The 24,782-nt window shown below is 37.8% G+C and carries 28 protein-coding genes and 2 tRNA genes; 14 read left to right on the forward strand and 16 right to left on the reverse strand.

The window, feature by feature from the left end:
* Positions 1-52: 52 nt before the first annotated feature.
* Positions 53-2,590 (reverse strand): ATP-dependent Clp protease ATP-binding subunit, encoded by a 2,538-nt coding sequence (locus tag ACR1PO_RS09425; RefSeq protein WP_433986602.1) that lies wholly within the window; start codon positions 2,588-2,590, stop codon positions 53-55.
* A 151-nt stretch (positions 2,591-2,741) separates the two neighbouring features.
* Between ACR1PO_RS09425 and ACR1PO_RS09430 the strand changes: the two genes are divergently transcribed.
* From ACR1PO_RS09430 to ACR1PO_RS09445, 4 genes are read left to right on the forward strand one after another with little or no spacing between them, the layout of a single operon-like run.
* Positions 2,742-2,969, forward strand: a complete 228-nt coding sequence (locus ACR1PO_RS09430; protein WP_002982102.1) for a hypothetical protein — start codon at positions 2,742-2,744, stop codon at positions 2,967-2,969.
* Positions 2,966-4,063, forward strand: coding sequence for a glycosyltransferase (locus ACR1PO_RS09435; protein ID WP_433986603.1), 1,098 nt, complete (start codon positions 2,966-2,968; stop codon positions 4,061-4,063). Before ACR1PO_RS09430 ends, ACR1PO_RS09435 begins: the two co-directional genes overlap by 4 nt.
* Positions 4,064-4,106: 43 nt before the next feature.
* A complete protein-coding gene (locus ACR1PO_RS09440; RefSeq protein WP_002982105.1) occupies positions 4,107-4,526 on the forward strand; it encodes a SufE family protein in 420 nt (139 codons plus the stop codon).
* A 50-nt stretch (positions 4,527-4,576) separates the two neighbouring features.
* Positions 4,577-5,500 (forward strand): glycosyltransferase family 9 protein, encoded by a 924-nt coding sequence (locus ACR1PO_RS09445; RefSeq protein WP_433986895.1) that lies wholly within the window; start codon positions 4,577-4,579, stop codon positions 5,498-5,500.
* On the opposite strand, the gene ACR1PO_RS09450 is transcribed toward ACR1PO_RS09445, so the two are convergent.
* The 4 genes from ACR1PO_RS09450 to ACR1PO_RS09465 form a co-directional block, all read right to left on the reverse strand.
* Complete coding sequence (locus ACR1PO_RS09450; RefSeq protein WP_433986604.1) at positions 5,490-6,611, reverse strand: hypothetical protein; 1,122 nt, start codon at positions 6,609-6,611, stop codon at positions 5,490-5,492. The two genes, ACR1PO_RS09445 and ACR1PO_RS09450, sit on opposite strands and share 11 nt — an antisense overlap.
* A gap of 108 nt (positions 6,612-6,719) precedes the next feature.
* Positions 6,720-6,794 (reverse strand) — tRNA-Val (locus ACR1PO_RS09455).
* A 33-nt stretch (positions 6,795-6,827) separates the two neighbouring features.
* Positions 6,828-6,902 (reverse strand) — tRNA-Val (locus ACR1PO_RS09460).
* 42 nt (positions 6,903-6,944) lie between these two features.
* Positions 6,945-8,189 (reverse strand): bifunctional folylpolyglutamate synthase/dihydrofolate synthase, encoded by a 1,245-nt coding sequence (locus ACR1PO_RS09465; RefSeq protein WP_433986605.1) that lies wholly within the window; start codon positions 8,187-8,189, stop codon positions 6,945-6,947.
* Positions 8,190-8,372: 183 nt separating this feature from the next.
* Between ACR1PO_RS09465 and ACR1PO_RS09470 the strand changes: the two genes are divergently transcribed.
* From ACR1PO_RS09470 to ACR1PO_RS09490, 5 genes are read left to right on the forward strand one after another with little or no spacing between them, the layout of a single operon-like run.
* The gene (locus ACR1PO_RS09470) at positions 8,373-9,695 is read left to right on the forward strand and encodes a TolC family protein (protein ID WP_433986606.1); all 1,323 of its coding nucleotides are present in this window, start codon (positions 8,373-8,375) and stop codon (positions 9,693-9,695) included.
* A gap of 1 nt (position 9,696) precedes the next feature.
* Positions 9,697-10,287, forward strand: a complete 591-nt coding sequence (locus tag ACR1PO_RS09475) for a SprT-like domain-containing protein (protein WP_433986607.1) — start codon at positions 9,697-9,699, stop codon at positions 10,285-10,287.
* A 2-nt stretch (positions 10,288-10,289) separates the two neighbouring features.
* Positions 10,290-11,372 (forward strand): mannose-1-phosphate guanylyltransferase, encoded by a 1,083-nt coding sequence (locus ACR1PO_RS09480; protein ID WP_228445882.1) that lies wholly within the window; start codon positions 10,290-10,292, stop codon positions 11,370-11,372.
* Positions 11,373-11,404: 32 nt separating this feature from the next.
* Entirely contained in the window at positions 11,405-12,067 is a 663-nt protein-coding gene (locus ACR1PO_RS09485) for a hypothetical protein (RefSeq protein WP_433986608.1), read from the forward strand.
* The gene (locus tag ACR1PO_RS09490) at positions 12,036-12,569 is read left to right on the forward strand and encodes a GNAT family N-acetyltransferase (protein WP_433986609.1); all 534 of its coding nucleotides are present in this window, start codon (positions 12,036-12,038) and stop codon (positions 12,567-12,569) included. The genes ACR1PO_RS09485 and ACR1PO_RS09490 overlap by 32 nt, the downstream gene beginning before the upstream one ends.
* An 84-nt stretch (positions 12,570-12,653) precedes the next feature.
* Here ACR1PO_RS09490 and bcp read toward each other — a convergent pair whose 3' ends face one another.
* Complete coding sequence (gene bcp, locus ACR1PO_RS09495; RefSeq protein ID WP_433986610.1) at positions 12,654-13,103, reverse strand: thioredoxin-dependent thiol peroxidase; 450 nt, start codon at positions 13,101-13,103, stop codon at positions 12,654-12,656.
* Between the two features lie 33 nt (positions 13,104-13,136).
* Here bcp and ACR1PO_RS09500 point away from each other — a divergent pair, with 33 nt between their 5' ends.
* Positions 13,137-13,757 carry an endonuclease III domain-containing protein gene (locus ACR1PO_RS09500; protein ID WP_332388729.1) on the forward strand — a complete coding sequence of 207 codons (621 nt, stop codon included), beginning with the start codon at positions 13,137-13,139 and terminating at the stop codon, positions 13,755-13,757.
* A gap of 176 nt (positions 13,758-13,933) precedes the next feature.
* Here ACR1PO_RS09500 and ACR1PO_RS09505 read toward each other — a convergent pair whose 3' ends face one another.
* From ACR1PO_RS09505 to ACR1PO_RS09515, 3 genes are read right to left on the reverse strand one after another with little or no spacing between them, the layout of a single operon-like run.
* Positions 13,934-14,380: a DinB family protein gene (locus ACR1PO_RS09505; protein ID WP_433986611.1), complete on the reverse strand. Its 447-nt coding sequence runs from the start codon at positions 14,378-14,380 to the stop codon at positions 13,934-13,936.
* Between the two features lie 5 nt (positions 14,381-14,385).
* Entirely contained in the window at positions 14,386-14,943 is a 558-nt protein-coding gene (locus tag ACR1PO_RS09510; RefSeq protein WP_433986612.1) for a hypothetical protein, read from the reverse strand.
* 5 nt (positions 14,944-14,948) lie between these two features.
* The gene (locus ACR1PO_RS09515; RefSeq protein WP_332388727.1) at positions 14,949-16,745 is read right to left on the reverse strand and encodes a DUF885 domain-containing protein; all 1,797 of its coding nucleotides are present in this window, start codon (positions 16,743-16,745) and stop codon (positions 14,949-14,951) included.
* 169 nt (positions 16,746-16,914) lie between these two features.
* Between ACR1PO_RS09515 and ACR1PO_RS09520 the strand changes: the two genes are divergently transcribed.
* The 4 genes from ACR1PO_RS09520 (at position 16,915) to ACR1PO_RS09535 (ending at position 19,590) form a co-directional block, all read left to right on the forward strand.
* Positions 16,915-17,376 (forward strand): hypothetical protein, encoded by a 462-nt coding sequence (locus ACR1PO_RS09520; protein ID WP_002982135.1) that lies wholly within the window; start codon positions 16,915-16,917, stop codon positions 17,374-17,376.
* Between the two features lie 174 nt (positions 17,377-17,550).
* The gene (locus tag ACR1PO_RS09525; RefSeq protein ID WP_374463194.1) at positions 17,551-18,255 is read left to right on the forward strand and encodes a MotA/TolQ/ExbB proton channel family protein; all 705 of its coding nucleotides are present in this window, start codon (positions 17,551-17,553) and stop codon (positions 18,253-18,255) included.
* Between the two features lie 10 nt (positions 18,256-18,265).
* The gene (locus ACR1PO_RS09530; RefSeq protein WP_002982137.1) at positions 18,266-18,664 is read left to right on the forward strand and encodes an ExbD/TolR family protein; all 399 of its coding nucleotides are present in this window, start codon (positions 18,266-18,268) and stop codon (positions 18,662-18,664) included.
* 35 nt (positions 18,665-18,699) lie between these two features.
* Positions 18,700-19,590: a ferric siderophore ABC transporter substrate-binding protein gene (locus tag ACR1PO_RS09535; protein WP_433986613.1), complete on the forward strand. Its 891-nt coding sequence runs from the start codon at positions 18,700-18,702 to the stop codon at positions 19,588-19,590.
* Between the two features lie 21 nt (positions 19,591-19,611).
* Here ACR1PO_RS09535 and ACR1PO_RS09540 read toward each other — a convergent pair whose 3' ends face one another.
* The 7 genes from ACR1PO_RS09540 to fbaA all read right to left on the reverse strand — a co-directional run bounded on the left by ACR1PO_RS09540 (position 19,612) and on the right by fbaA (position 24,765).
* On the reverse strand, positions 19,612-20,004 hold the full coding sequence (locus tag ACR1PO_RS09540) for a hypothetical protein (protein ID WP_332388725.1): 393 nt from the start codon (positions 20,002-20,004) through the stop codon (positions 19,612-19,614).
* 88 nt (positions 20,005-20,092) lie between these two features.
* Positions 20,093-20,374, reverse strand: a complete 282-nt coding sequence (locus ACR1PO_RS09545; RefSeq protein WP_433986614.1) for a four helix bundle protein — start codon at positions 20,372-20,374, stop codon at positions 20,093-20,095.
* On the reverse strand, positions 20,307-20,459 hold the full coding sequence (locus ACR1PO_RS09550; protein ID WP_433986615.1) for a four helix bundle protein: 153 nt from the start codon (positions 20,457-20,459) through the stop codon (positions 20,307-20,309). The genes ACR1PO_RS09545 and ACR1PO_RS09550 overlap by 68 nt, the downstream gene beginning before the upstream one ends.
* A gap of 54 nt (positions 20,460-20,513) precedes the next feature.
* Positions 20,514-21,917 (reverse strand): nucleoside recognition domain-containing protein, encoded by a 1,404-nt coding sequence (locus tag ACR1PO_RS09555; RefSeq protein WP_433986616.1) that lies wholly within the window; start codon positions 21,915-21,917, stop codon positions 20,514-20,516.
* A gap of 269 nt (positions 21,918-22,186) precedes the next feature.
* Positions 22,187-22,696: a DUF6973 domain-containing protein gene (locus ACR1PO_RS09560; protein WP_433986617.1), complete on the reverse strand. Its 510-nt coding sequence runs from the start codon at positions 22,694-22,696 to the stop codon at positions 22,187-22,189.
* A gap of 54 nt (positions 22,697-22,750) precedes the next feature.
* Positions 22,751-23,605: an acetyl-CoA carboxylase, carboxyltransferase subunit beta gene (gene accD, locus ACR1PO_RS09565; protein WP_002982142.1), complete on the reverse strand. Its 855-nt coding sequence runs from the start codon at positions 23,603-23,605 to the stop codon at positions 22,751-22,753.
* A gap of 89 nt (positions 23,606-23,694) precedes the next feature.
* On the reverse strand, positions 23,695-24,765 hold the full coding sequence (fbaA, locus tag ACR1PO_RS09570) for a class II fructose-bisphosphate aldolase (RefSeq protein WP_332388722.1): 1,071 nt from the start codon (positions 24,763-24,765) through the stop codon (positions 23,695-23,697).
* Positions 24,766-24,782: the final 17 nt, after the last annotated feature.

A 24,782-nucleotide genomic window follows, 5' to 3' on the forward strand; every position in this document is an offset into this window, starting at 1 on the left:
CACCGGAAAACTTTCCGGTGCTTTTCTATTGAATTAAATTATTTATTTTTCATTAAGACTGAGAAGATTTCTCAGCGGCTGATTTCTTAGCTTTCTGCGTCTTTCCAATCAATCCGTCTTTAGCCTCATTCAGGTCAAGAACCACGGTTTCTCCTTCAGATAATTGCTTGTTTACCAGCATTTCTGCCAATAAGTCTTCAATATATTTCTGGATCGCACGTTTCAATGGTCTTGCACCGAAATCTTTGTCCCATCCTTTTTCAGAAATAAAGTCTTTCGCTTCATCTGTAAGCTCTACTTTATATCCTAATTTTTCAAGTCTGCCATACAGTTTGTTCAGTTCAATATCAATGATTTTCTTGATGTCATCCTGTACAAGAGAGTTGAAGATAATGATATCATCTATTCTGTTTAAGAACTCAGGAGCAAATGCCTTTTTAAGGGCATTTTCAATGGTGCTTCTTGCTCTTGTATCTGAAGTTGACTTTTTAGCAGATGTTCCGAATCCTACACCGTCTCCGAAATCTTTAAGATCTCTGGTTCCGATATTGGATGTAAGGATGATAATCGTATTTCTGAAATCGATTTTTCTTCCTAAACTATCTGTAACGTGACCTTCATCAAGGATCTGTAACAGGATATTGAACACATCCGGGTGAGCTTTTTCAATCTCATCCAAAAGAACTACAGCATAAGGTTTTCTTCTGACAGCCTCGGTTAGCTGGCCGCCTTCTTCGTATCCTACATATCCCGGAGGCGCACCTACCAATCTTGACACCGCAAATTTTTCCATATATTCACTCATGTCAATTCTGATCAATGCTTCGTCAGAATCAAATAATTCTCTTGCCATTACTTTAGCCAGCTCGGTCTTACCAACCCCGGTTGTACCAAGGAAAATGAAGGTACCGATAGGACGGTTCGGATCTTTAAGCCCGGCTCTGTTTCTCTGGATTGCTTTTACAACCTTTTTCACAGCGTCTTCCTGACCGATTACCTTACCGTTCAGTTTATCATCCATCTGGGCCAATTTATCAAGCTCGTTCTTACCAACTTTCGTTACAGGAACCCCACTCATCATTGAAACCACTTCTGCTACATTTTCTTCCGTTACGGTTTCTTTTTTCTCTTTTACATCTTTGTCCCATTTTTCCTGGGCAGCATTCAGTTCCATCTGAAGACGTTCTTCTTCATCTTTCAGCTTTCTTGCTTCAAGGTAATCCTGCGCTTTTACCGCTTTCTGTTTCAGTTCCTTGATCTCTTCGATTTTCTTTTCAAAATCAATGATTTCAGTAGGAACTTTCATGTTTTTGATATAAACACGGGATCCGGCTTCGTCCATCGCATCAATCGCTTTGTCCGGTAAGAAACGGTCTGTAATATATCTCGATGTCAGATTGACACACGCTGCAATGGCTTCCGGAGTATAAATTACATTATGATGTTCTTCATACTTATCTTTGATCTGGTTCAGAATCTGAATCGTTTCATCAATAGAAGTAGGTTCCACCATTACTTTCTGGAATCTTCTTTCCAGAGCCCCGTCTTTTTCAATATACTGACGGTACTCATCCAGAGTGGTTGCCCCGATGCATTGAATTTCACCTCTTGCCAAAGCCGGCTTAAACATATTGGAAGCATCTAAACTTCCGGTAGAACTTCCAGCTCCTACAATGGTGTGAAGCTCATCAATAAATAAGATGACATCTCTGTTTTTTTCCAGTTCCGTCATAATCGCTTTCATCCTTTCCTCAAACTGACCACGGTATTTTGTCCCGGCAACCAAACTTGCCAGATCCAAAGTGATCACACGTTTTCCGTAAAGAACCCTGGACACTTTTTTCTGTTGAATTCTTAATGCCAGCCCTTCAGCGATAGCAGATTTACCAACTCCCGGCTCCCCGATAAGGAGAGGGTTGTTTTTCTTTCTGCGGGATAAGATCTGAGAAACCCTCTCAATTTCTTTCTCACGCCCGATCACCGGGTCCAGCTTTCCGTCTCTTGCCAAAGAAGTAAGGTCTCTGCCAAAGTTATCCAATGTAGGTGTTTTACTTTTTGCAGAACCTAGATTTCCTGTAGGCTTTCTCATTTGCTCAAATTCTTCTCTCTCATCATCATCATCGTAAGCACTCATCTGAGGAGACTGTCCTGAATTTTTAAGCATAGTCTGGTATTCTCTTGAAACTCCCTCATAGTCAATATCATAAGCTCCCAGAATATTTGAAGTAGGATCCTCATATTTATAAAGAATACCTAAAAGCAGGTGAACGGTATTAATTTCATTGCTTTTATATTGTCGGCATTCTAACTCTGCACGTTTAATAGCATGATCTGCCATCTTGGTGAAAGAAATATTGGTAACCTCTTCAGAAATAGGATTAAGACTTGCTGTATTTAAAGTTTCAATTTTTCTTCTGATTTGTGTTAAATCCGCATTAAGGTTTTGAAGGATTTCTTTTGCAGAGTTTTCCGTTTTTATAATACCTAAAAGTAGATGTTCTGTATTAAGAAATTCACTTTTCAGCCTTTTAGCTTCGCTTTTGCTTTGTTTGAACACCTGGCTCAAACCTTGTGAAAACTTATAATCCATAATATATCTCATTAGAACAAAGGCAACATTACCTTTTATTCATTATCTAAATTACAAATATTTTACCAAAAATCAATTAATGACTTTATGGCAGAAAAAATTTTATTATCTTATTGAAAATGATTAAGTTTGTTATCCTTAAATTTTCCCCATGAATCCTGAACTTACCACTTACATCGGCTATTCTGCTTCTCTTTTTATTGTATTGAGTTTCATACTGAAAGATGTAAGGAAAATCAGAATTGTCAATATGATTGGCTGTATTTGTTTTGTCATTTATGGCTTCTTCAGCGGACCGCTTTGGCCGGTTATCATTCCAAACGGGCTAATCTGTTTTATTCAGATCTATCATTTAATACTAGGTAAGAAGAGTTCATGAGGAAAAAAATAATTACTTCGGCTTTTAGTAATCTGTATACTGACCAGAGGATCGAAAAGGTGTGCAAAACCCTTTTTGATAAGGGATATTCTATAGATCTGATCGGGAATGACTGGCAAGGGAATGAAAAAATGGAGCGTCCATATCCCTTTTCAAGGATTGCTCTGAAATCTAAAAGCCTGAAGACTGCTTATTTTGAATTCAACTGGAAATTATATAAAGAACTGAAGAAAAAAGCGGACAAAGATACTATCCTTCATGCCAATGACATTGATGCACTTCTGCCAAATTATCTCATTTCCAGAAAACTGAACATCCCTTTGGTCTTTGACAGTCATGAAATTTTTACGGAAATGCCATCGGTTCAGAACCGGTTTTCGCAGAAATTCTGGAGAGTACTTGAAAGAAAGCTGGTTCCTCACATGAATCTTATGATGACAGAAAGTGAAAGCTATGCTGAATGGTTTCATGAACAATATAATGTCAATCCGGTAGTAGTAAGAAATATCCCGAGAAAAATCCTTTCTGCTCCTGAAATTCCTGAAAATCATCCTAAAATTATTTTATATCAGGGAGCGATTAATCAATCCAGAGGAATAGAAAAAATGATTGTGGCTATGCATCACATTAAAGATGCTGTTCTGAAAATTGCAGGCGACGGCCCGAAGAAAAAAGAATACGAAGAACTTGTGACTCAGGAAAAACTTCAGGATAAAGTATTTTTTCTGGGTAAACTAAAGCCTGAAAATCTCAGGGAAATCACCAAAACGGCTGATGTGGGGTTCAGCCTTGAAGAAAACAATGGTGTAAGCTATTATTATTCACTTCCCAATAAGGTTTGTGATTATATCCAGTCGAGAGTGCCTCTTGTAATGATTAATTTCCCGGAGATGCAAAGGATAAAAAATCAGTTTGATGTAGGAGAAATTGTTCCTGATCATCAGCCTGAAACAATTGAGAAAGCGATAAATCTTGTTCTTCAGAGAGGAAGATTGCATTATCAGAGTGAACTGAATAAGGCCGCAGATGTTTTTTGCTGGGAGAATGAAGAAACAAAAATACTGCAGCTTTTTGAAAAAGCATCCCGGCAATAAATTTTACAAAATTGGTTATCTTTGCACAAGAAATTGATTTAAAATGACCATTAAAGAAAAACAGCAGGAAATAATCGACGAATTCGCTTTTCTTGAAGACTGGGAGCAAAAATATGAGTACATCATTGATCTTGGAAAAGAACTGAAAGGCTTGCCGGAAGACAGAAAAACGGAAGAAAATCTGATTAAAGGCTGTCAGAGCAAAGTTTGGATTGATGCCGAATTCAAAGATGGGAAGCTTTTCTTTAATGCAGATTCTGATGGTATTTTACCCAAAGGAATTGTTTCGCTTTTAGTAAGCATTTACAGTGGGCATTCCACTCAGGAAATCCTGGATTCTGATTTTGATTTTATTGCAGAAATAGGACTACAGGAGTTTCTTTCCCCTTCCAGAGCCAACGGGCTGATGGCGATGACGAAGCAGATTAAGTTTTATGCAGTTGCTTACCAACTGAAATCATAACGGTGACCAGAATTTTAGCATATCGTTTTTCCGCATTTGGAGATGTGGCAATGACTGTACCTGTTTTCAGAGAATTTCTGGAGCAGAATCCCGGTGTGGAAATTATTATGGTTTCCAGAAAAAATTTTGAAGCTTTGTTTGCGGGAATTCCTAATGTGACTTTTAAAGGAATTGATCTGGATGATTACAAAGGACTTTTTGGGTTGAGAAAGCTCAGTAATGAACTGATCCGTGAGTTTAATCCGGACTGTATTGCTAACCTCCATGATGTAATCCGGACGAAGATTTTAGACAGGATATACAGAAGAAAAGGATTTAAGGTTTTCAAAATTGATAAAGGTAAGGAAGAGAAAGAGCATCTTACGGATGTCTGGAATCTGGAAAAAGGGCAGCTGAAAAAAACGGTGGAACGTTATGCGGATGTTTTTCGTGATATGGGATTCAAAGTAGAGCTTTCTCATAAGCTCAGACCTGTTTCAGTGGATAAATCAGGGATTGGTTTTGCTCCTTTTGCCCAGCATAGGGGAAAAATGCTTTCTCTGGAAAAATCATATGAGCTGGCCAGGATTCTCGCCAGGAAACATACTGTGTATTTCTTTGGAGGGGGTAAAAAAGAAACGGAAACCCTTGAAAATTGGGAGTCTCAGATCCCGAATACAAAAAATCTATCCGGAAAATTAAATCTTACAGAAGAACTTCACCAGATTTCTCAGCTGGAACTTATGATTTCCATGGACTCTGCGAATATGCATCTTGCGAGCCTTGTAGGAACGAGATGTATTTCGATCTGGGGGGCAACTCATCCTTATGCCGGATTTTTAGGATTCGGACAGAGCGAAGAAGATGTTGTTCAGGTGAAAGATCTTAGCTGCAGGCCATGTTCTGTATTTGGAGATAAAGAGTGTTACAGAGGAGATTGGGCCTGTCTTGAAGAGTTTAATATCCAGAAGGTGGTGGATAGGGTTAATTTTTAAAAATAATCTTCACCATCTCTTCGGCTTTAGCCTTATCAGAATGGTTTTTTTCTAAGATTTCCTTTCTTTTTTCAGTCTCATGAAACTCTTTTTCAGCTGAGGTGATAATCTGCCGGCGGATTTCGTTCATGTCAGCTCCATACAGACACAGATTCATCAAAAAAGGATCGTCTGTAATATTTTCATTGATAATGACAAAACGGCTGTTGTAAAGTGTATTAAACAACTTTACTTTTGTTCCTGAATTCTGGTAAGAAATCAAAATATTGGCATGGGCATCTTCCAGAAGACGGTAAAGATTTTCTGTGGTTTGAATAGGAGTGAGGCTGATGTTTTCAACTGTGGAAATCTTTCTTTTAATATCTTCAGTGGCACGATCTGAGGCTACGACCAGTTTATATTGGGGAAGCGTTTTAAATAAGTCGATGGTCTCATTCAATGCTCTTTTATTATCAGCGGTGGTAAGATCTCCGTGAAAAAGAAAATACTTTCCTTTTCTATCCAATACCTTTACCGATTCATTACCATGAAAGATATGAATCAGGCGGGCATTTCCCGAATAGGTTTCTACTTCATTATATTCTTTTTCAGACAAGCAGAATACAGCTTCAAATTTCTTTAAAAGTTTTTTCTGATATCCGGAATACTTTAAAGACTCAATTTTATAAATGACCTTTTTAAAGATGTTTTTTTCTGACAATGAAAGACCTTTGTAGTATTCTCTTTCGTTATTGTGATAACGGAGATAGAGTTTGTGGTCACTATCTCTCAAAAACCTTATAATATGCGTTGTCTGCAAGCCTTCGAACAGGATCGGAGCCTTATTCTTTTCTAAATTTTTAAGAAAGGTATCAGAATTTCTTATGGCTGCTGCAAAAGGAGTAGGTAAGAAGTAAAGCAAAGGATTTTTTTTCTTCCTGTAAAAAAACACATTTTCCGTAATTTCTTTAATTTCCCTGTCAATTGTTGAAGGAATCTGATCTATAAAACAGTGTAGATGGATTTTTATTCCCAGATCAGATAAAGCCTTAATTTTATAATATACATCAATGATTCCGCCATAAGAAGGAGGGTAGGGATAATTGAATGATATAATATGGAGTTCCTTCACGTTTAATTAATCCGATGCAGACAAAGGTAAATAAATATCAGCAAAAGTAGAAAGGAGGTTAAACAGGATAAAAATAAAAAAATCTCCCAGAATCTGAGAGATTTTTTGTGGGTCCTGAGGGATTCGAACCCCCGACCCTCTGGGTGTAAACCAGATGCTCTGAACCAACTGAGCTAAGAACCCGAATTTTTTTGAAAGGTTTCGTTTCCTTTTCTGTGGGTCCTGAGGGATTCGAACCCCCGACCCTCTGGGTGTAAACCAGATGCTCTGAACCAACTGAGCTAAGAACCCTCTAGACTTGTTCTCTTGTTTAGAGTGGTGCAAATATACGACTTATTCTTTAATCTCCAAATTTTTTTCTAAAAAATCTCCCACTACAAAGTTGCTTCCGCCGATGAAAATCATTTCTTCATTTGTACATCGTTCTTTTGCAGACAGATACGCTTCCTGTACGGAATCAAAAATTTTATAAAAAATTTTCGCCTCCTGAAGCAGGTTTTCGTAATCTTTGGGAGGTCTCCCCCTGTTGATGGATGGTTTTGCGAAATAGAACTCAGAATTTTCAGGAAGTAATTTCATCACGTCATCTATTTTTTTGTCGTTTACAAAACCCAAAATGATATGCTTGTGACGGTCAATTGAATTTAATTGTGAAAAAACATACTCCAGACCTGCCTGATTGTGCCCGGTATCACAAATGGTAAGAGGCTGTTTTGAAAACTCAAACCAACGGCCGATAAATCCTGTATTCTGATGAACGTGGAGCAGCCCGTTTTCAAGATCTTCATCAGAAATATGTACTCCAAGTTTTTTTAATTCTTCTACAGCCGCCAAAACAACTCTGATATTTTTTTTCTGATAATCTCCTTTCAGGTCAGAAGAAAGATTAGCATCAATAGAAGTCGCATCTATAAACGGAGCACCTTCTTTAGCCGCTGTTTCCCGGATGATATTTTTCACCACCTCACTATCATCCCCTGAAATAACAGGAATGTTGTTTTTAATAATCCCGGCCTTCTCAACTGCAATTTCTTCAATGGTATCACCCAGAATATTCTGATGATCCAGCTGTACATTAGTAATAGCCGAAACCAAAGGGGTAATAATATTGGTAGAATCCAGTCTTCCTCCCAATCCAACTTCAATAATGGCAAAATCTACCTGTTGCTGGTAAAAATATTCAAAAGCCATAATGGTGGTAAATTCAAAAAAAGAAGGACGGATGTCCTCAGGAAGCTGTTTTAATTTCTGAATAAAATCAAAGACAAATTCTTTATCACAGTTTTTTCCATTAACCTTAATGCGTTCTGTAAAATCGATCAAGTGAGGAGAATTGTATAATCCTGTTTTATAGCCGGCTTCCTGAAGAACCGATGCCAGCATATTGCTTGAAGAACCCTTGCCATTGGTGCCACCAATATGAATGCACTTTATTTTATCCTGGGGGTTTCCAAAGAAAGCACAAAGCTTTGTAATATTATCAAGCCCGGGTTTATAAGCCTTCTGCCCATCTATCTGATAGTTGGGCATCTGTACGAAAAGCCAGTCAATAGCTTCCTGATATTGTTCGTTTGTCATGGTGCAAAATTCCCAAAAGTTTTTTTAAAATAAAATATAATTTTTCAATCTGTAACTTTTTTATATTTAATTCGTCTAATATTGAAAAATCTTAATATGAAATCGTTGTGATTTATAGGTTACAGTACTGAATAAAGATCATACGATTCCATATGACCATTAAAAACAAATAAACATATACATATGAAAAAAGTTTGGATCATCGTTTTTGGATTAGGTTATCTGGGTTTAAGCGCTCAGAAGAAATGGTCCTTAAAAGAATGTGTAAGCTATGCAGTGGAGCATAATCTTCAGGTTATCCAAAATCAGTATAACAAACAAAATCAGGAATATAATCTTAAAGCAGCCCAGAAAGAATATTTGCCTTCTGTATCGGGGAGTATGACGAATGGGGTAAGTTTCGGACAAGGGTCATTAGGAGCCGGGAGCTTTAGAAACGATAGATTCAACAGCAGTGTTGGTCTGGGTGCCGACATCTTGCTCTATAATAATGGAAGATTAGAGAAAAATGTAAGAAAAGCCCAGTTTGATGTAGAAGCAAGTCAATATGATATTGAGACCATTAAAAATGATATTTCCCTTCAGATTGCTCAGCAGTATCTGACAGCCTTGCTGAATAAAGAGATCGTTAAAATTTCTCAGAGTGCTGTGGATAATGCCCAGAAACAGTTTGACAGAGCTAAAATCACAACTCAGGTTGGAACAACTGCACAGACGGTTTTAGCAGAGGCTGAAGCTGCGCTGGCAAGAGAAAAACAAAACCTTAAAACAGCAGAAGTAAACGTCGGACGTGCTTTATTTGCCATCGCTCAGCTTTTACAATTGTCAGATTATAAGGGGTTTGATGTGGAAGATGTACATGTTCCTGAAAAGCTAGATTTACAGCTTAATTCTGTGGATGAAGTACTTACAACGGCATATGAGATACAACCTCAGATCAAAGCCGCAGAAAGCAGGATAAGATCTGCCGAAGCACAAACTGAGGTAACCAAAACAGCCTTCTGGCCTACATTAACAGCAAGTGCTGGTCTTAATACTTTCTATAACAGGCAATTTGATCCTATACCAGGTACTGTGCAGGGAACTTTTTTTGAACAATATAAAGATCAGTTCGGACAAAATGTGGGGTTATCCCTTAATATCCCTATTTTTAACAAAGGGAAAACAAAATTACAAGTAGAACAGTCTAAAATAAACGAAAGTATTGCCAAAAATACGTTGGAACAGCAGAAGCAGACCGTAAGACAGAATGTACAGAAAGCTCAGTTTGATGCTGATGCCAATTATGAAGCCTATCTGGCCGCAGTAGAAGCTGAAAAAAGCTCTAAACTGGCTCTTGATTTTGCTGATAAAAGCTATGCTGCCGGAAGAACAACCATCTATGACGTAAATGTGGCGAGAAATAATTATGCAAATGCACAGGGATCAGTAGCGCAGGCAAAATATAATTACCTTTTTAGCCTTAAACTATTGAATTTCTATGCAGGAATTCCGTTAAGTTTGTAAAATGCCAATTCAATCTTTAGAAAAATACTTACCTCAAAATACACTTAAATATTTAAGAATCTGGTTTGCAGATTATTATATACATATAAAAGTTACAAGAAACAGGAATTCAAAACTGGGAGATTACAGAAAGCTTCCGGACAATTCACATGAAATTACGGTAAATTCTACACTTACCCCACAACTTTTTTTCTTTGTGCTGACCCATGAGCTGGCCCATCTGATTGCGTTCGAAAAATATGGCAGAAGAATCTCTCCTCACGGAAATGAGTGGAAGGAAACCTTCAGGAATATGCTCCTGGAAAGCCTTGAAATTTATGATGAAGAGCTAAGACCCATCATTATAAAATTTTCAAAATCACCCAAAGCAAATTTCATGGCCAGCCCCGATCTGGTAAGGTATTTTCATACTGAAAAACAAGATGATACCCTTCAGTTTATCGAGGAACTTAAAAAGGGAGAATTTTTTATCTACCGCAACGAAAAGTATTTATTGGAAGGTCTGGTTAAAAAAAACTATCTTTGTAAGAACCTGGCTACTGGAAGGAAGTATTCTTTCAAGCCTTTAGCAAGGGTAGAAAAATGTAGCTAATGATGTTAAAATCAGATAGATATTGCGTTATAATGGCGGGAGGAATCGGGAGCCGGTTCTGGCCGATGAGTACGCAAAAATTTCCAAAACAGTTTCAGGATATTTTAGGAACCGGGCGCACCATGATTCAGCAAACCTATGACAGAATCAGCAAGGTAATTCCTAAAGAACAGATATTTGTGATTACGAATAAGGAGTATGTTCCTGTTTCCCATCAGCAGCTTCCGGAGATTCCTGAAGAAAATATTGTGGGTGAGCCGCTTATGAAGAATACAGCAGCCTGCAACCTGTATATGGCCAACAAAATTGCTGAGATCAATCCGGATGCAACAATGATTGTATTGCCGGCAGATCACTTGATTCTTAAAGAGGATGTGTTTTTGGAGAAAGTGGAGCTGGCATTTGAGCTGGCATCAAAAAATGATTATCTGGTAACATTGGGGATTACTCCGACAAGACCTGATACAGGCTATGGTTACATTCAGTTTGTAGAAAAAAAAGGTTCTGAATACTTTAAAGTGAAAACATTCACAGAAAAGCCCATCCTTGAAATTGCCCAGAGCTTTCTGGAAAGTGGTGATTTCCTTTGGAACGCAGGAATTTTTGTGTGGAATGTGAAAAGTATTCATCACGCCTTTGATCTTTATCTTCCTGAAATGATGCAGCATTTTATGGCTTGTGAGTATAATTCAGAGAAAGAAAACAGCTGTATTGAAACCATTTATCCAAAAGTTCAGAAAATTTCTATTGATAACGGGATCCTGGAAAAGGCCAAAAATGTATACGTGATTCCTTCAGACTTAGGATGGAGCGATCTTGGTACATGGACATCCGTATATGAAAATACAGAAAAAGATAAAGATGGAAACGCTGTAAAGCTGAAACATTTACTTTCTTATAATTCAAAAGGGAATATCATCCGTCTGAAGAATAATAATAAAGCTGTAATTATTGATGGGCTTGAAAATTATATTGTTGTAGATACGGATAAGGCGCTTCTCATCTGTCCGAGAGATAATGACCAGCTTATCAAAGATTATGTTCTTGATTTAAAAAACTTTAAGAAAGGCGAGAAGTTCATGTAATATTTGGTATATTTTCTGCTGATTTTTAAACTATGATTAAAACTGCAACCCGATTTACAATTCTTACATTCCTGCTTTTGGGAATCTCAATATACGCTCAGGAGAAGAAAAAATTTTCGAGCATTCCTGCTATTTTGCAGCAGATCAATCCAGGCAGCAGGGTAGATTCCTGGGTGTTGGTATACAACAGCTACGGGAAAGGAGAGGAAATAAAGACTTCGGGTAAGGTAAATTATACTCCTCAGTTCTCAGGATTCAATCTTTTTCCCAGTGAAGACAGTTTTTATTACATTGCCTATTCAGAAGGAAATAAGGTAAGCTATGTTACCGATGCCGAAGGATTAAAAAAGTTTGTAGACAGAATTGATAATGCCCAGGAAGCAGCAGTTATATTAGCAGCAGACGGATACATGGTAGATGAAGAGTTTAAGGACCTTGCAGGTAATTACCATGAAGATCAGTCGAATTACTATCTGGATCTTGGAAAGCTAACCTCAAAGGAATGTCCTTATCAGAAAACACATTATACAGTAACGGTAAGCAAATCTACAGGTGCCGTAAGTAATGTAAAAGATAATGGAACCTATATTGAGCTTTACAATAAAAAATGTGCTAATAACCCGAGACTTTTAAAAATCGAAAAAAAAGAAGAACCAAAGAAAGATGAGCCTAAAAAAACATCCAAGCGCAGATAATACCTATGAGACTGAGCGATTAATCCTTCGCCCTATGTCCCGTGAAGACAAGGATTTTATCTTTGAGCTTTACAACAGGCCTAAATTCATTCAGCATATCGGTAACCGCAATGTTAATTCCATTGAAGACGCTGAAAATTACATCCTGAACAGATTTGCCCCACAGATTGAAAGACTGGGATTTGGAAATTATCTTTTAGTGACCAAAGAAGGAAATGAAAAAATAGGAGCAGTAGGAATCTTTGAAAGGGAAGGCTTGGATATTGTAGATATAGGATATTCTCTGTTGGAAGAATTTGAAGGGAAAGGCTATGCTTTTGAAGGCGCTCAGAAAGTTAAATCCATAGTGATGGATGAGTTCGGATTAACAAAAATATCCGCGATTATTTCAAAGGATAATATTTCTTCCCAAAAGCTCATTGAAAAGCTGGGACTGAGGTTTAAAAAAAACGTCATACTGCCCGGGGAAACCGAAGAGCTCAACTATTATGAGACAGAATAAACTGCTATAAAAATACTTTCACCAGTAGTAAAGCGCAAAATCTGTGCTATTGGTGAAAGTATAAATGCTATTTGTATTTAAAAACTATCCTTCAAGAATCTGCTCAGCAGCAGTCTTTGACGTTACTTTTTCAATCACTCTTGTGCAAACGCCATTTTCGTCAAAAATAAAAGTAGTTCTTACAATTCCCATATAGGTTTTTCCAAACGTTTTTTTCTCCTGCCATACCCCGAATTTTCCAATGATATCACGGTTTTCATCCGCAATAAGATCATAAGGGAAAGCGAATTTGCTGTGGAAATTTTTCTGTTTTTTTACAGAATCACCACTTACTCCCAATAGCTGGAACCCCGCTTTTTTAAGCCTGGAATAATTATCACTCAGATTGCAGGCTTCTACCGTACAGGTGGGTGTATTCGCTTGCGGATAGAAGAAAACTACCAGTTTTTTTCCGATTAACTTTGATGAGGTTACCGTTTCTCCGTCTTGATTGATTCCTTCAAATTCAGGTAATTTATCTCCAACTTTCAGCATAATGATTTAATTTTGTTCAAATTTAAGGGTTACATGACAAAAAAACAAAGGGCTGAGATCGTTCAGAGAGAATTGGACAAATTATATCCCACAACACCTATTCCGCTGGATCATACTGATCCTTATACATTAATGGTGGCCGTAGCGCTTTCCGCACAGACCACAGATAAAAAAGTAAACGAGGTGACACCTGACCTTTTCGCCGTGGCAGGAACTCCGCAAAGAATGGCCAAGCTGGAAGAGTTTGAAATCAAGGAATTAATTAAAGAAATAGGACTATCCAATACCAAAGCCAAAAACCTTAAAAGAATGGCAGAACTTCTGCTGGAGCGCCATAATGGTATCGTTCCACAGACTTATGAAGAATTGGAAGCCCTTCCGGGCGTAGGGCACAAAACAGCTTCAGTAGTAATGAGCCAGGGATTCGGATTTCCTGCTTTTCCGGTAGATACCCATATTCACCGCCTGATGACACAGTGGAAGCTTACATCAGGAAAAAACGTTGTAGAGACAGAACGTGACGCTAAGAAATTATTTCCGGAAGAAGTGTGGAATAAGCTCCATCTTCAGATCATTTTCTATGGAAGAGAGTATTCTCCGGCAAGAGGTAAAGGAGAGAAGGATTTTATTACTAAAATGTTATTTGAAAAATAAATCGCTGTATTTTAACACAATGATCGCAAAGGCTTTACAATAATTTTTATTGACAAGGTTTGCAAAGGCAAAGGACAATTGTTTCTTTGCTGAGTGAAACGTACTTTCGAACTAAAAGAAAACGCAATGATTAGAAAGTGATCATTGCGTTTATTTTTTATGGTGCCAAAGAATGATTAATAATCCAATAACCTCCTGTGATAATTGATCTGCCCCAGATGATAATCCAGATGGGCAAGCAGATGGATCAGAAAATAATCGGTTGTCATGGCATTCTCAAAAACAACCAATGGGTATTCTTTTTTCAGATCCTCATCAGACAATTGGGAAAGCGTTGAATCTATCATTGCTGCAGTGGCTGTAACCTTTTCAATAAGTTCCGCCTTCGGGATATCTTTTAAGGAAAATTCCAGATCACGCTGCCTGACGTATCCTGTGTTTCCAAGGTGTGTTCCCAGAAAATGATTGAGATTTCCAACAAGATGAAGTGTCAGATTACCCGCAGAATTGGCGATGTTTCTATCTGTTTTCCAAAGGTTTTCTTCGTTCCGATAGGCTTCTATCTCTGTTTTTAGTTTATTTAAATCTCTGCTGTAAAGAGATCTGAGGCTTTCTGTGATCATATCAATTATTGTATTATGGTTTTAAAATATCCTTTAAAGTGTTTATCAACTAAACTATCAATACTGCATTTATAATCTATAAAACCATAAATGCTATCATTTTTGTTGAATTTGTTACTGTTTAGAGTCAGTTTTTGGCTAAAAACTTTAGATTTTATGAATTTTTCTTCGCCTTTTAAGGTTTTGGGGTCAATATCTTTGATGTAAAACTGATTTTTAAAAACTTTAATCAAAATTCCGTTGCCAAAATATCCGTTATTGTTATTCAATTTTATGGTAAGAGTATCGTTCTGATATTGAGCTTTGCATTTATAATCATCGAATAAAAACGTTCCTTTACGAAAGCCATCCGAATAACTTGCAGACTGAATAATATGGGCTGTTCTTGTTTTGCTTTCAACAATTTCACTATTGTAAAGCTTCAGTTCCGGATATTTAGAGAGAAGTATAATAGCATCATTATCAGGCAGGTTGGTGTCCACAGTAAAATTTTCGAAATTCAGTTCCTTTTGGCAACTCAAAACCATCAGTAAAATACCTGAAAAAAATAAAAATAGTTTCATTGAAACTATTTTTGCTTTTGAGCCCAAAGCTCCATTTTCCTGTTCAGGACATCCAGAGGAAGGCATCCCTGGCTCAGAACTTCATCATGGAAGCTTGCCAGATTGAATTTGTTCCCAAGTTCTTTCTGGTATTTTTCTCTCAGGTCACGGATTCTTAAAGAGCCTATTTTGTAGCCTAAGGCCTGCCCCGGCATTGCCATATACCTCTCAACTTCTGCAGTGGCAGATCCTTCGTCATATGAAATGTTGCTTAAGAAATATTTGATCGCTTCTTCTCTTGACATTTTTCCGGTATGAAGCCCTGTATCTACAACAAGTCTTACCGCTCTCAGCATCTGATCGCTTAAATACCCCATTTTCTGGTAAGGATCTGTGTACAAGCCGAACTCAGGGCCTAATGTTTCACAATAATGTGCCCATCCTTCACCATAAGCTCCAAACCAACCGAATCTCATGAATTTAGGAAGCTTTGTATTTTCCTGCTGAAGAGACATCTGATAGTGATGCCCTGGGATGGCCTCGTGAAGGAAAAGAGACTCCATTCCCGAAGTAACATTGAATTGGGAAGGATCCGGAAGCGGAACATAAAATATACCCGGTCTTTTACCATCCGGAGTTCCTGGCATATATTCTGCGCTGGCACTTGCTTCTCTGAACTTTTCTGTCTGTCTGATTTCAAACTTTGTTTTTGGTGTTACGTTAAACATCGTTTTCAGCTTCGGAGTGATTTTCGTTAAAATGCCATTAAATGCATGTAAAACTTCCTTGGAAGTCTTATAAGGCATCGCCTTTGGATCCGTTTTTACAAAGGTGATGAATTCTTCCAGAGTTCCGGTAAAACCTACCTGCTGTTTTACTTTTTCCATTTCCGCACGAAGCATAGCTACCTGCTGTAATCCGATCTTATTGATCTCTTCAGGAGATTTTTTGGTAGTGGTCCAGCTTTTTACATAATAGCTGTAAATTTCATTACCGTTAGGAAGACTGTTGTATCCATCTGTATCTCTTGCTTTTGGAAGATATTCTTTTTCCAGGAAAGTTCCCATTTTAATATAGGCCGGGATAATCTTTTTCGCAATGGCATCTTTGTAAAGTGCTGAAAATTTATCTTTCTGAGCCTGGGAGAAATTTTTAGGAAAATTTCTGATCGGGCCGTAGAAAATATTCTTTTCCATGTCAGAAGTTGTGATTTCCTCGGCTTTCATCTGAGGAATCATTTTAACAACCAGCTTTTTAGGAAGAACCATTTTATTAGTCATCCCTTCACGGAAATTGTCTGCAGCAGCATCCATCCATTCCGGGAATTTTTCCATTCTTTTCAGCCAGTCACTGTAATCTTTTTCTGTTTTAAAAGGCTGGTTACCCTGTCCGCTTCCATACAAAGGAAAAGTAAGCGGAAGTCCACCAAACTGGGTAAAAGGTATATATTCCGGATGATAGGCATAGGCCTCAATCTTGTCTTTTAAAGTGTAATCCAATACATCATATACCACTTTATCTTCATCAGAAAGGGTTTTGTAATCTACATGTTCCAGCTGTTTCTGGACGGAGTTGTAGAATGCTATTTCTCCTGAGATAAAATCTTTATCGATATTAATAGGAAGCTGGTCATTATATCTTGTATCTCCCTGTGCGGTAGCGTCCATCGGATATAGCTTAAGATACTGCTCATAATAGTTGGAAGCAATAGAGTCCAGATTGCTGGGAGTCACTTTTGTAAGGGGAGAATCCGATTTTTTGCAGGAAGCAAGACCTATCATCAGCCCTAGTCCTAGAATACCTTTTGATAAAATGTTTTTCATTTTCAGAATCTTTATGAAAACAAAAGTAAGTATTATTGGGATATTCAGGCTTATGGTATGCATTGATTTTAAAAAATTATTTTCAAAATCCTTTTAACTTTGAATCAATTTTCTATCTTTGTCTAAAACGTTTAACAATCATATTATTACAGTTCTTTTTTAAGAAAAAATGAAAGGGATTTTAAAAATTTACCATCCGGAAGAAACGCTAAAATACAATATCAGAAATACTTATTGTAAAGCCGTTTACAGCAACCAGCAACACTTTTTAGAGGTTGAAGTGATTACGGATGACAGTTTGGATCACGTAGATGATGATTCACTGCAGTACAACTTTCCGCAGCTTTCACTTGAAATTTTCGATTTCCCTATCGACTCTGCGGAAATAGAAGGAAAAACCATTACCATCAATGACTCTGATGAAGAGACCTATACTGAAGTAGACCTTTTCGATGACGAAGATGCCTATATCTATGACAATGAGCTTCTTTTTGAAAAAAATGAAGAAGGGGAGCTTCAGGTTATCTGGAAAGGAACCATTGATGATTTCTATACCGGATCTGATACCCCGATTCCTTTTAGATTAAAATGCGAATTCAAGCAGGATGATATTGAGGTAGACGAGGACTAACCCGAAACTCTATCCTTTTTAATACCGAATTTCTTTTCAGAATTATTTTTTGGAAAGAAATTTGCTGTTTGTAGAACTGTAACAAATTTTAAGTTGTTTTTAAGCAATTTTTAAGAGTTCAATTCATAATATTCTACTACATTTGTCGTTGAAACTTTAATAAATTCACATTTAATGCTGTTAACGGAACTTTCTCAGATTTTATTTGCACAAATCGCTACACCCGCTGTTGCTACAGACAATTTAGAGTTCTCATTCTGGAAGATCATGTTCCATGGAGGGGCTTTCGCTAAAATAGTGATGGTCACTGTATTACTTTTGGGAGTGTTTTCTCTGTATCTGTTTTTTGAAAGATTTTTCTTTATCAAAAGACTGACTTCAAAAACAGATTCCAACTTCATGAACAATATTGAAGACTTCATCAAGGCTGGAAAAATAGAGGCAGCAGCAGATTACTGCAAAACCCAGAATTCTCCGGAAGGAAGAATTTTAGAAAAAGGAATTTCAAGATTGGGGCGTCCTGTTTCAGATATTGTAAGTGCCATGGAAGCACAGGCGCAGGTAGAAGTTGCCAATATGGAAAAAAACCTGAACCTGTTGGCTGTAGTACCAAGTATTGCACCAATGCTGGGGCTTTTAGGTACAGTAATAGGGATGATTATTGCTTTCTTTAATTTATCCCATGCCACAGGGTCTTTCTCTCCGAAAACGCTTTCAGAAGGTATTTATACCGCTTTAGGGCAAACCGCTGTAGGTCTGGCAGTAGCAATTCCGGCCAACTTCTGCTACAATATCCTTTTGACAAGGATTGATAAATTTGTACTGAAGGCTCAGAACATGTCAGGGGAATTTTTAGACCTTATCAATAAACCTTTATAATTTTCTTACGATGAAAATTCAAAGAAGAAATAAAGCGAATCCGGAATTCAGTTTAGCAGCGATGACAGATGTTATCCTGTTGATGCTGATTTTCTTTATGATCACCTCTTCAGCAGCCAACCAGAGTGCTATTGATGTGAATCTGCCGAAAGCCGGAGCAGTGGACGATAATATACCTAATCCTTTAACTGTTAGTATCAAACCGGACGGTTCATTTTTTGTGGATGATAATCCTGCCAATAAAGGTGAACTTGAGAAAATTATTGTAGATAAATTAGCGGGGCAGACCAATAAATCGTTTACAATCAGAGCTGACGAAAACACATTGCATAAAGATGTTGTTTTTGTAATGGAAATTGCTGAAAAACATAAATTTAACATTGCGATTGCAACCGTTAAAGATAAATAACAGAGCCGGATTTCCGGAAAGAATTACTTTTTAAGATGAGAAGCTATACAGCAAACAGAAACGAAGAAAATAAAGACAGGGTAAAAAGCGCACTGCTTTCTATTCTGATCTGGGCTGCTATTCTGCTTTTTGTTTTTTTATATAAACTAAAACCCGAACTGGATAAAGACCCGGAGGTAGTAACTACAATGCTGGTGAACTTTGGAGACAACAGGAACGGAAAAGGAGTTGAGGAACCTGCTGAGCAGCCTGGAAGCCTTGCCGCCGCCACAGAAGAAGTGACGCCTGAACCTGCAGAAACACCGGTTCCGGAGACAAAAACTGTTGTAAAGCCAGAGCCTTTACCTACTCCTGAACCTAAGAAAACAGAAGTGAAGGAAAAGGTAATCACGGGTAATAACTCAAAAACAGCAGTTGCTAAGAAAGAAGAATCAAAAAAAGCTGAGAAAAAAGAAGCAACCAGTACAAGTGCCTCTAAAAACACCAAAAAATCAGGCGCTGCCACAGCCAATTCAAAAACAGGAAATGGGGACGGAAAAGGAACTGCAGCCATAGGAAACCTGATCAAAGGAAGAGGAACTAAAGCCGGAAGCCAGGGAACTGGTGATGGTATCGGAAATGCAGGAGATCCTTTAGGTGGTGACGGAAACGGTGATAGTAAGGTTGGAATTGATAGAAAGCTTGTAGGTTATATTCCGGGAACAATGGGAAGAGGGGGAGCACAGCCCTCTCACAGCTGTACGGCAAGCGGATCGATTACGATTTCCTATACTGTAGATAAAGCAGGAAATGTGGTGTCTGCAAGAAGATCAGGAGGTATTTCAGATCCTTGTGTGTCATCTACATCTGTGGCCTGGGTTAAGAAATATGTAAAGGCTGAGAAAGCCAATACTTCATCAACAGGAACTTATAAAATTACTTTCTAAAATATAAAATACAAAAGCACTTTATCCAAGTGCTTTTTTTAATTCGTTGATTCTGTTGATCACCGGAAGGGCAAAAATACCGCTGGTCTGAAGATACAGCTCATAGAATGTTTTTGCTTTATCCTGAAAATCTTTGTTCTGATCATGTCTGCTGTTAAAGTAAAAAAGATTTCCAAGCATTTCATAATAATCTTTGCGGTCCCTTTCCTGTCTTTCATTGACCAGGGCAATCATTTCTTCTTTAGTCATTGAGGAAACTTCCGTGAAATTCATCTTAAAAATATCCCTCATTAAAGTGTCAAAATCCAGCTCTTTCTGCATTAAACTTTCTTCGGGTTTGTCCAGAATCAGTTTTTCCAATGCCTGGGTTAACTGGCGGATGAGCCTTAATGTAAATTCTTTATCTGTAATCATAATGGGTAGTTTTGTTGCTGGTTGTTAGTTGCAGTTGCTGGTTGCTGGTTGTTGGTTGCTGGTTGTTGGTTGCGGTTGCTGGTTTGGGTTATGTACGCCAGTTTAACTGGACGTATTTTATAAAGTTATTGATTTTTCCTTCTAAGAGTTTATATTGTTCCGTTTTTTCTTTGAAGCTTAAGCTTAATTCCGGATAAAGCCTGTTGATTTTTGATAAGTGACAAACAGTTTCATCACAACTTGCTTGAGAATAGGTAAGAAACCTTATGAAGTCACCTTTGTAATTGTTTCTTCCATAGCCTTCAAGCAATATTTGTGACAACGGAGTCTGCAGATCGTCGCAATTGGCTACCCAATTCATGTAATTCATAGTTTGGCAGTTGGAGTGATAACTTATGTGTTTCAATAAACAGCTCAAAAGCAATATTATAGATATCAAGTTTTTCGTAACTCATCAATACATTTTTAACGGTAAAAAAAACAGCAACGATCTGACCAGCAACTTTTCATTATGCGAAAAATAAATAAGCCAACGCAATAGAAGTGATGATACCTACCAGATCGGCCAGAAGCATGGCAATTACCGTGTATCTCGTGTTTCTAACAGCTACGGCTCCAAAATATACCGCGATCACGTAAAAAGTCGTATCTGAGCTTCCCTGAAGCACAGCGGCCAATTTACCCTGGAAACTGTCTGCCCCAAATGTTGTCATTGTATCTACCATCATTCCTCTGGCTCCGGAGCCGGATAACGGTTTGATTAAGGCGGTAGGAAGCCCATCCACAAATCTAGGGTCCATATTGGCTGTATTAGCCACCCACTTCATTCCATCAATGATCACATCGAAAACACCTGAAGTCCTTAATAATGAAATGGCAATCAGCATTCCGACAAGGTAGGGAATAATCTTAACACAGGTTGTAAAACCTTCTTTTGCTCCTTCAATAAAGGCATCAAAAACGTTGATTTTTTTATAAACAGCCCCAAGCACAATTGCCAGGAAGATAAAGAGAATCAGACCATTGCTCAATACTTTGCTGAAATCATCCAGTTCATCTTTACTCAATTGAACCAGGTACAAAACCAATAAAGCGATAACGGCTGAAATTCCTCCTACATAAGCAATCACTACCGGACGGAGAAGGTTGATTTTCTGGTATAAAGAAACGATAATCATTGCTGCCAGTGTAGCCGCAAAAGTGGCAATCATACAAGGCAGGAAAATATCTGTAGGCATTTTGGAGCCCATTGAGGCTCTGATCGCAATAATCGATACAGGAATCAAAGTCATACCACCGGCATGGAGACACAGGAACATAATCTGTGAATTGCTGGCTGTATCTTTATTGGGGTTTAAAGTCTGAAGACTTTCCATTGCTTTTAAACCAAAAGGAGTCGCAGCATTATCCAATCCCAGAAGATTGGCACTGAAATTCATCAGCATGTGCCCGAATGCAGGATGGTTTTTAGGGATATCAGGAAAAAGTCTTGAGAAAAACGGCTGTATCAGGCGGCTTAAAAGGTTGATGCCTCCTGCTTTTTCTGCAATACTCATGAATCCCATAAACAGAGTCATAATCCCGATAAGTCCAAGGCAGATTTTAACTGCGGTTTCTGAAGTACCGATCACTCCGTCTGATTCCTGAACGCGGTAAACATGAACATTTTGCTTCAAAGAATCCGTTTTGTAGTGAATTCTGCTGTCTGCAAAATCATTTTTTTTCATCAGGCTGTCTCTTACAACAGGGGAGAGGCTGTTCATAGGCTGGGAGGCAATCTTCACTGTATCACCACCTTTTCCTACCACCATATCATTGAAAATGGTTTTGTAATTACCTGACGAAACGTATTTTATACTGGCAATGGCAATGGCAATGATAATGAAAGCCGACCAAATTCTGCTGAGGACCATCTGATTGATTTAATTGTTTAAACTTATCAAAAATACTTTAAACCACAAAAATAACTAAAGTCTTTTGTTATTATGGTTTGAAAGTAAACTAATGACAGCTTCTGATGTTAGATTATAAAAAATTCTCAATATTTTACCATTAAGAAGAACTGAAGAAATAAAGCTTAGTTAAGATGTATCACTCTTTTAAGCTTAAAGCGAAACTTATCTTCATACTCTTAAAGCCTTAAATCAATCTTAATGTTTCAAAATAATGAAGGTTTAAACAGTTATTCTTCCAGATAAACAAGATTCCCCTCAAAATTGTCATCTAGTTTTTTAAGAACTTTAGCATCATCCATTTTTTTGATTAATGCGTCTACAAAGAAGCTTTTTTCAAAAAACTGGCGGTGAATTCCCGGTAAAAGTTCCATGAAATAATCCATTCCGATTTTGTTGTTATGAAGATCCATTTTGGTTTCCAGGGGTTCATTCGGGAACAGCTCTTCATGCATGTCTGTGATCCTTTTACAAAAATCGAGCGCTTTTTTAGGGGAAGAAATCTTACAGCAGTACATCATAATGAAGCAGCACCAGAGAGCATGCCTGAAAGCATTTCCAATCCCGTTATTGGAAGCTGTTTCAGGGAATTTTTTCTGTGCAATGGTGAATGCTTTTACTGTTGCATAAAAACTTAGTAAAGCGAAAAGAGGATGGGGAAGGATAAGTGATAAAAGACGCATAATCTTTTTAAAACTCATACTCCTGATGGTATTGAAAAATATCTTAAAAGTCCTCATAAATAAAAATCTCTCCCTAATTAGAGAGAGATTGTATTGTTTTTGTTACAGATACTATGCTTTTACAGCTAATAAATTAACTGTTTTGGCAACCGTATCCTGAATTTCAGTTCTTTTTACGATGAAATCTACAAATCCTTTTTCCTGCAAGAATTCTGATGTCTGGAATCCTTCCGGTAAGTCTCTACCAATCGTTTCACGGATTACTCTTGGTCCTGCGAAGCCGATCAGCGCTCCAGGCTCTGCCATAATAATATCAGCAGTCATAGCGAAGGAAGCTGTGATTCCTCCGAATGTAGGGTCACAAAGGTAAGCGATGTATAAAAGTCCTGCTTCAGAAAGCTGAGCTAATTTAGCCTGAACCTTTGCCAATTGCATCAGAGAGTAAGTGGCTTCCTGCATTCTTGCTCCTCCGGACTGACAGATAATCATATACGGAAGTTTGTGTGCGATACAGTAATCTACTGCTCTTCTGATCTTTTCTCCCATTACAGAACCCAAAGATCCACCGATGAAAGCAAAATCCATACACGAAACTACCATTTCAGTTCCTTTTACAGTTCCTACTGCGTTTCTGATAGAATCTGTAAGCTTTGTTTTAGCTTTCACCTCTTTCAGACGGTCTTTGTAAGGCTTTGTATCTTTGAAGTTTAAGATATCAATACTCTCAACATTGGCATCCAGTTCGGTAAATTTACCACCGTCAAAAAGGATGTCAAAAAATTCTGCACTTCCTATTCTCACATGAAATCCGTCTTCAGGAGAAACGTAGTTATTTCTCTTTAGTTCATCATGTTCCACTACTTTTCCGGATGGAGTCTGATGCCACAGGCCTTTGGGAACGTCCTTTTTCTCATCAGTAGAAGTGGTAATGTTTTTTGCTTTTCTTTTAAACCAGTCGAATGCCATTTTTGTTTGTATTAATGTATAAATGTAAAATGTACCAATGTAAATCTATTTCGTATGAATATTTTTACATTGATACAATTGTACAGTTCTTATTTTAAAGTATTTACGTTATTTAAATCTTCAAATGCTTTCACCAATCTTGCAGAGAATGTATCTTCACCTTTTCTTACCCAAACTCTTGGATCATAGAATTTTTTGTTAGGTTTCTCTTCTCCTTCAGGGTTTCCGATCTGAGCTCTTAAATATTCAATATTGTTGATCATATAATCTCTGATTCCTTCTGTGTATGCAAACTGAAGGTCAGTATCAATGTTCATTTTGATTACTCCGTAATCGATAGCTTCTCTGATCTCTTCTAAAGTAGATCCTGAACCTCCGTGGAATACGAAGTTGATCGGTTTAGCAGCCGTTCCGAATTTTTCCTGAACATATTTCTGGGAATTGTCAAGGATTTTTGGCGTAAGAACTACGTTTCCTGGCTTGTAAACTCCGTGTACGTTACCGAAAGCAGCAGCAATTGTAAAGTTATCAGAAATAGCTTTTAATTTTTCGTACGTATAAGCTACGTCTTCAGGCTGAGTATATAATTTTGAGTTATCAACGTCTGAGTTGTCAACACCGTCTTCTTCACCTCCGGTAACTCCGATTTCTACCTCAAGAGTCATCTGTAGCTTAGCCATTCTTTCAAAATATTTAGCAGAAATTTCAAGATTTTCTTCTAAAGGCTCTTCAGAAAGGTCTAACATGTGGGAAGAATAAAGGGATTTTCCTGTCTGCTTGAAGAATTCTTCATTAGCATCCATCAAGCCGTCAATCCAAGGAAGTAATTTTTTTGCACAGTGGTCTGTGTGTAGAATTACAGTTGCTCCGTAAGCTTCCGCAAGCGTATGAATATGTTTTGCTCCAGCGATAGCTCCTAGGATAGCAGACTTCTGCCCGTCATTGCTTAATCCTTTTCCTGCGTTGAAAGAAGCTCCACCATTTGAAAACTGAATAATGACAGGAGCGTTTAATTTCGCTGCAGTTTCCATCGTAGCGTTTATGTTGCTTGATCCAATTACGTTTACTGCAGGTAATGCAAATTTGTTTTCTTTAGCATACTGAAAGATATCAGTAACTAACTGACCTGTGGCAACTCCTGCCGGAAAAATTCTGCTCATGTTTTACTTTTTAGTAT

The organism is Chryseobacterium amylolyticum, assembly GCF_051011775.1.
GTDB lineage: Bacteria > Bacteroidota > Bacteroidia > Flavobacteriales > Weeksellaceae > Chryseobacterium.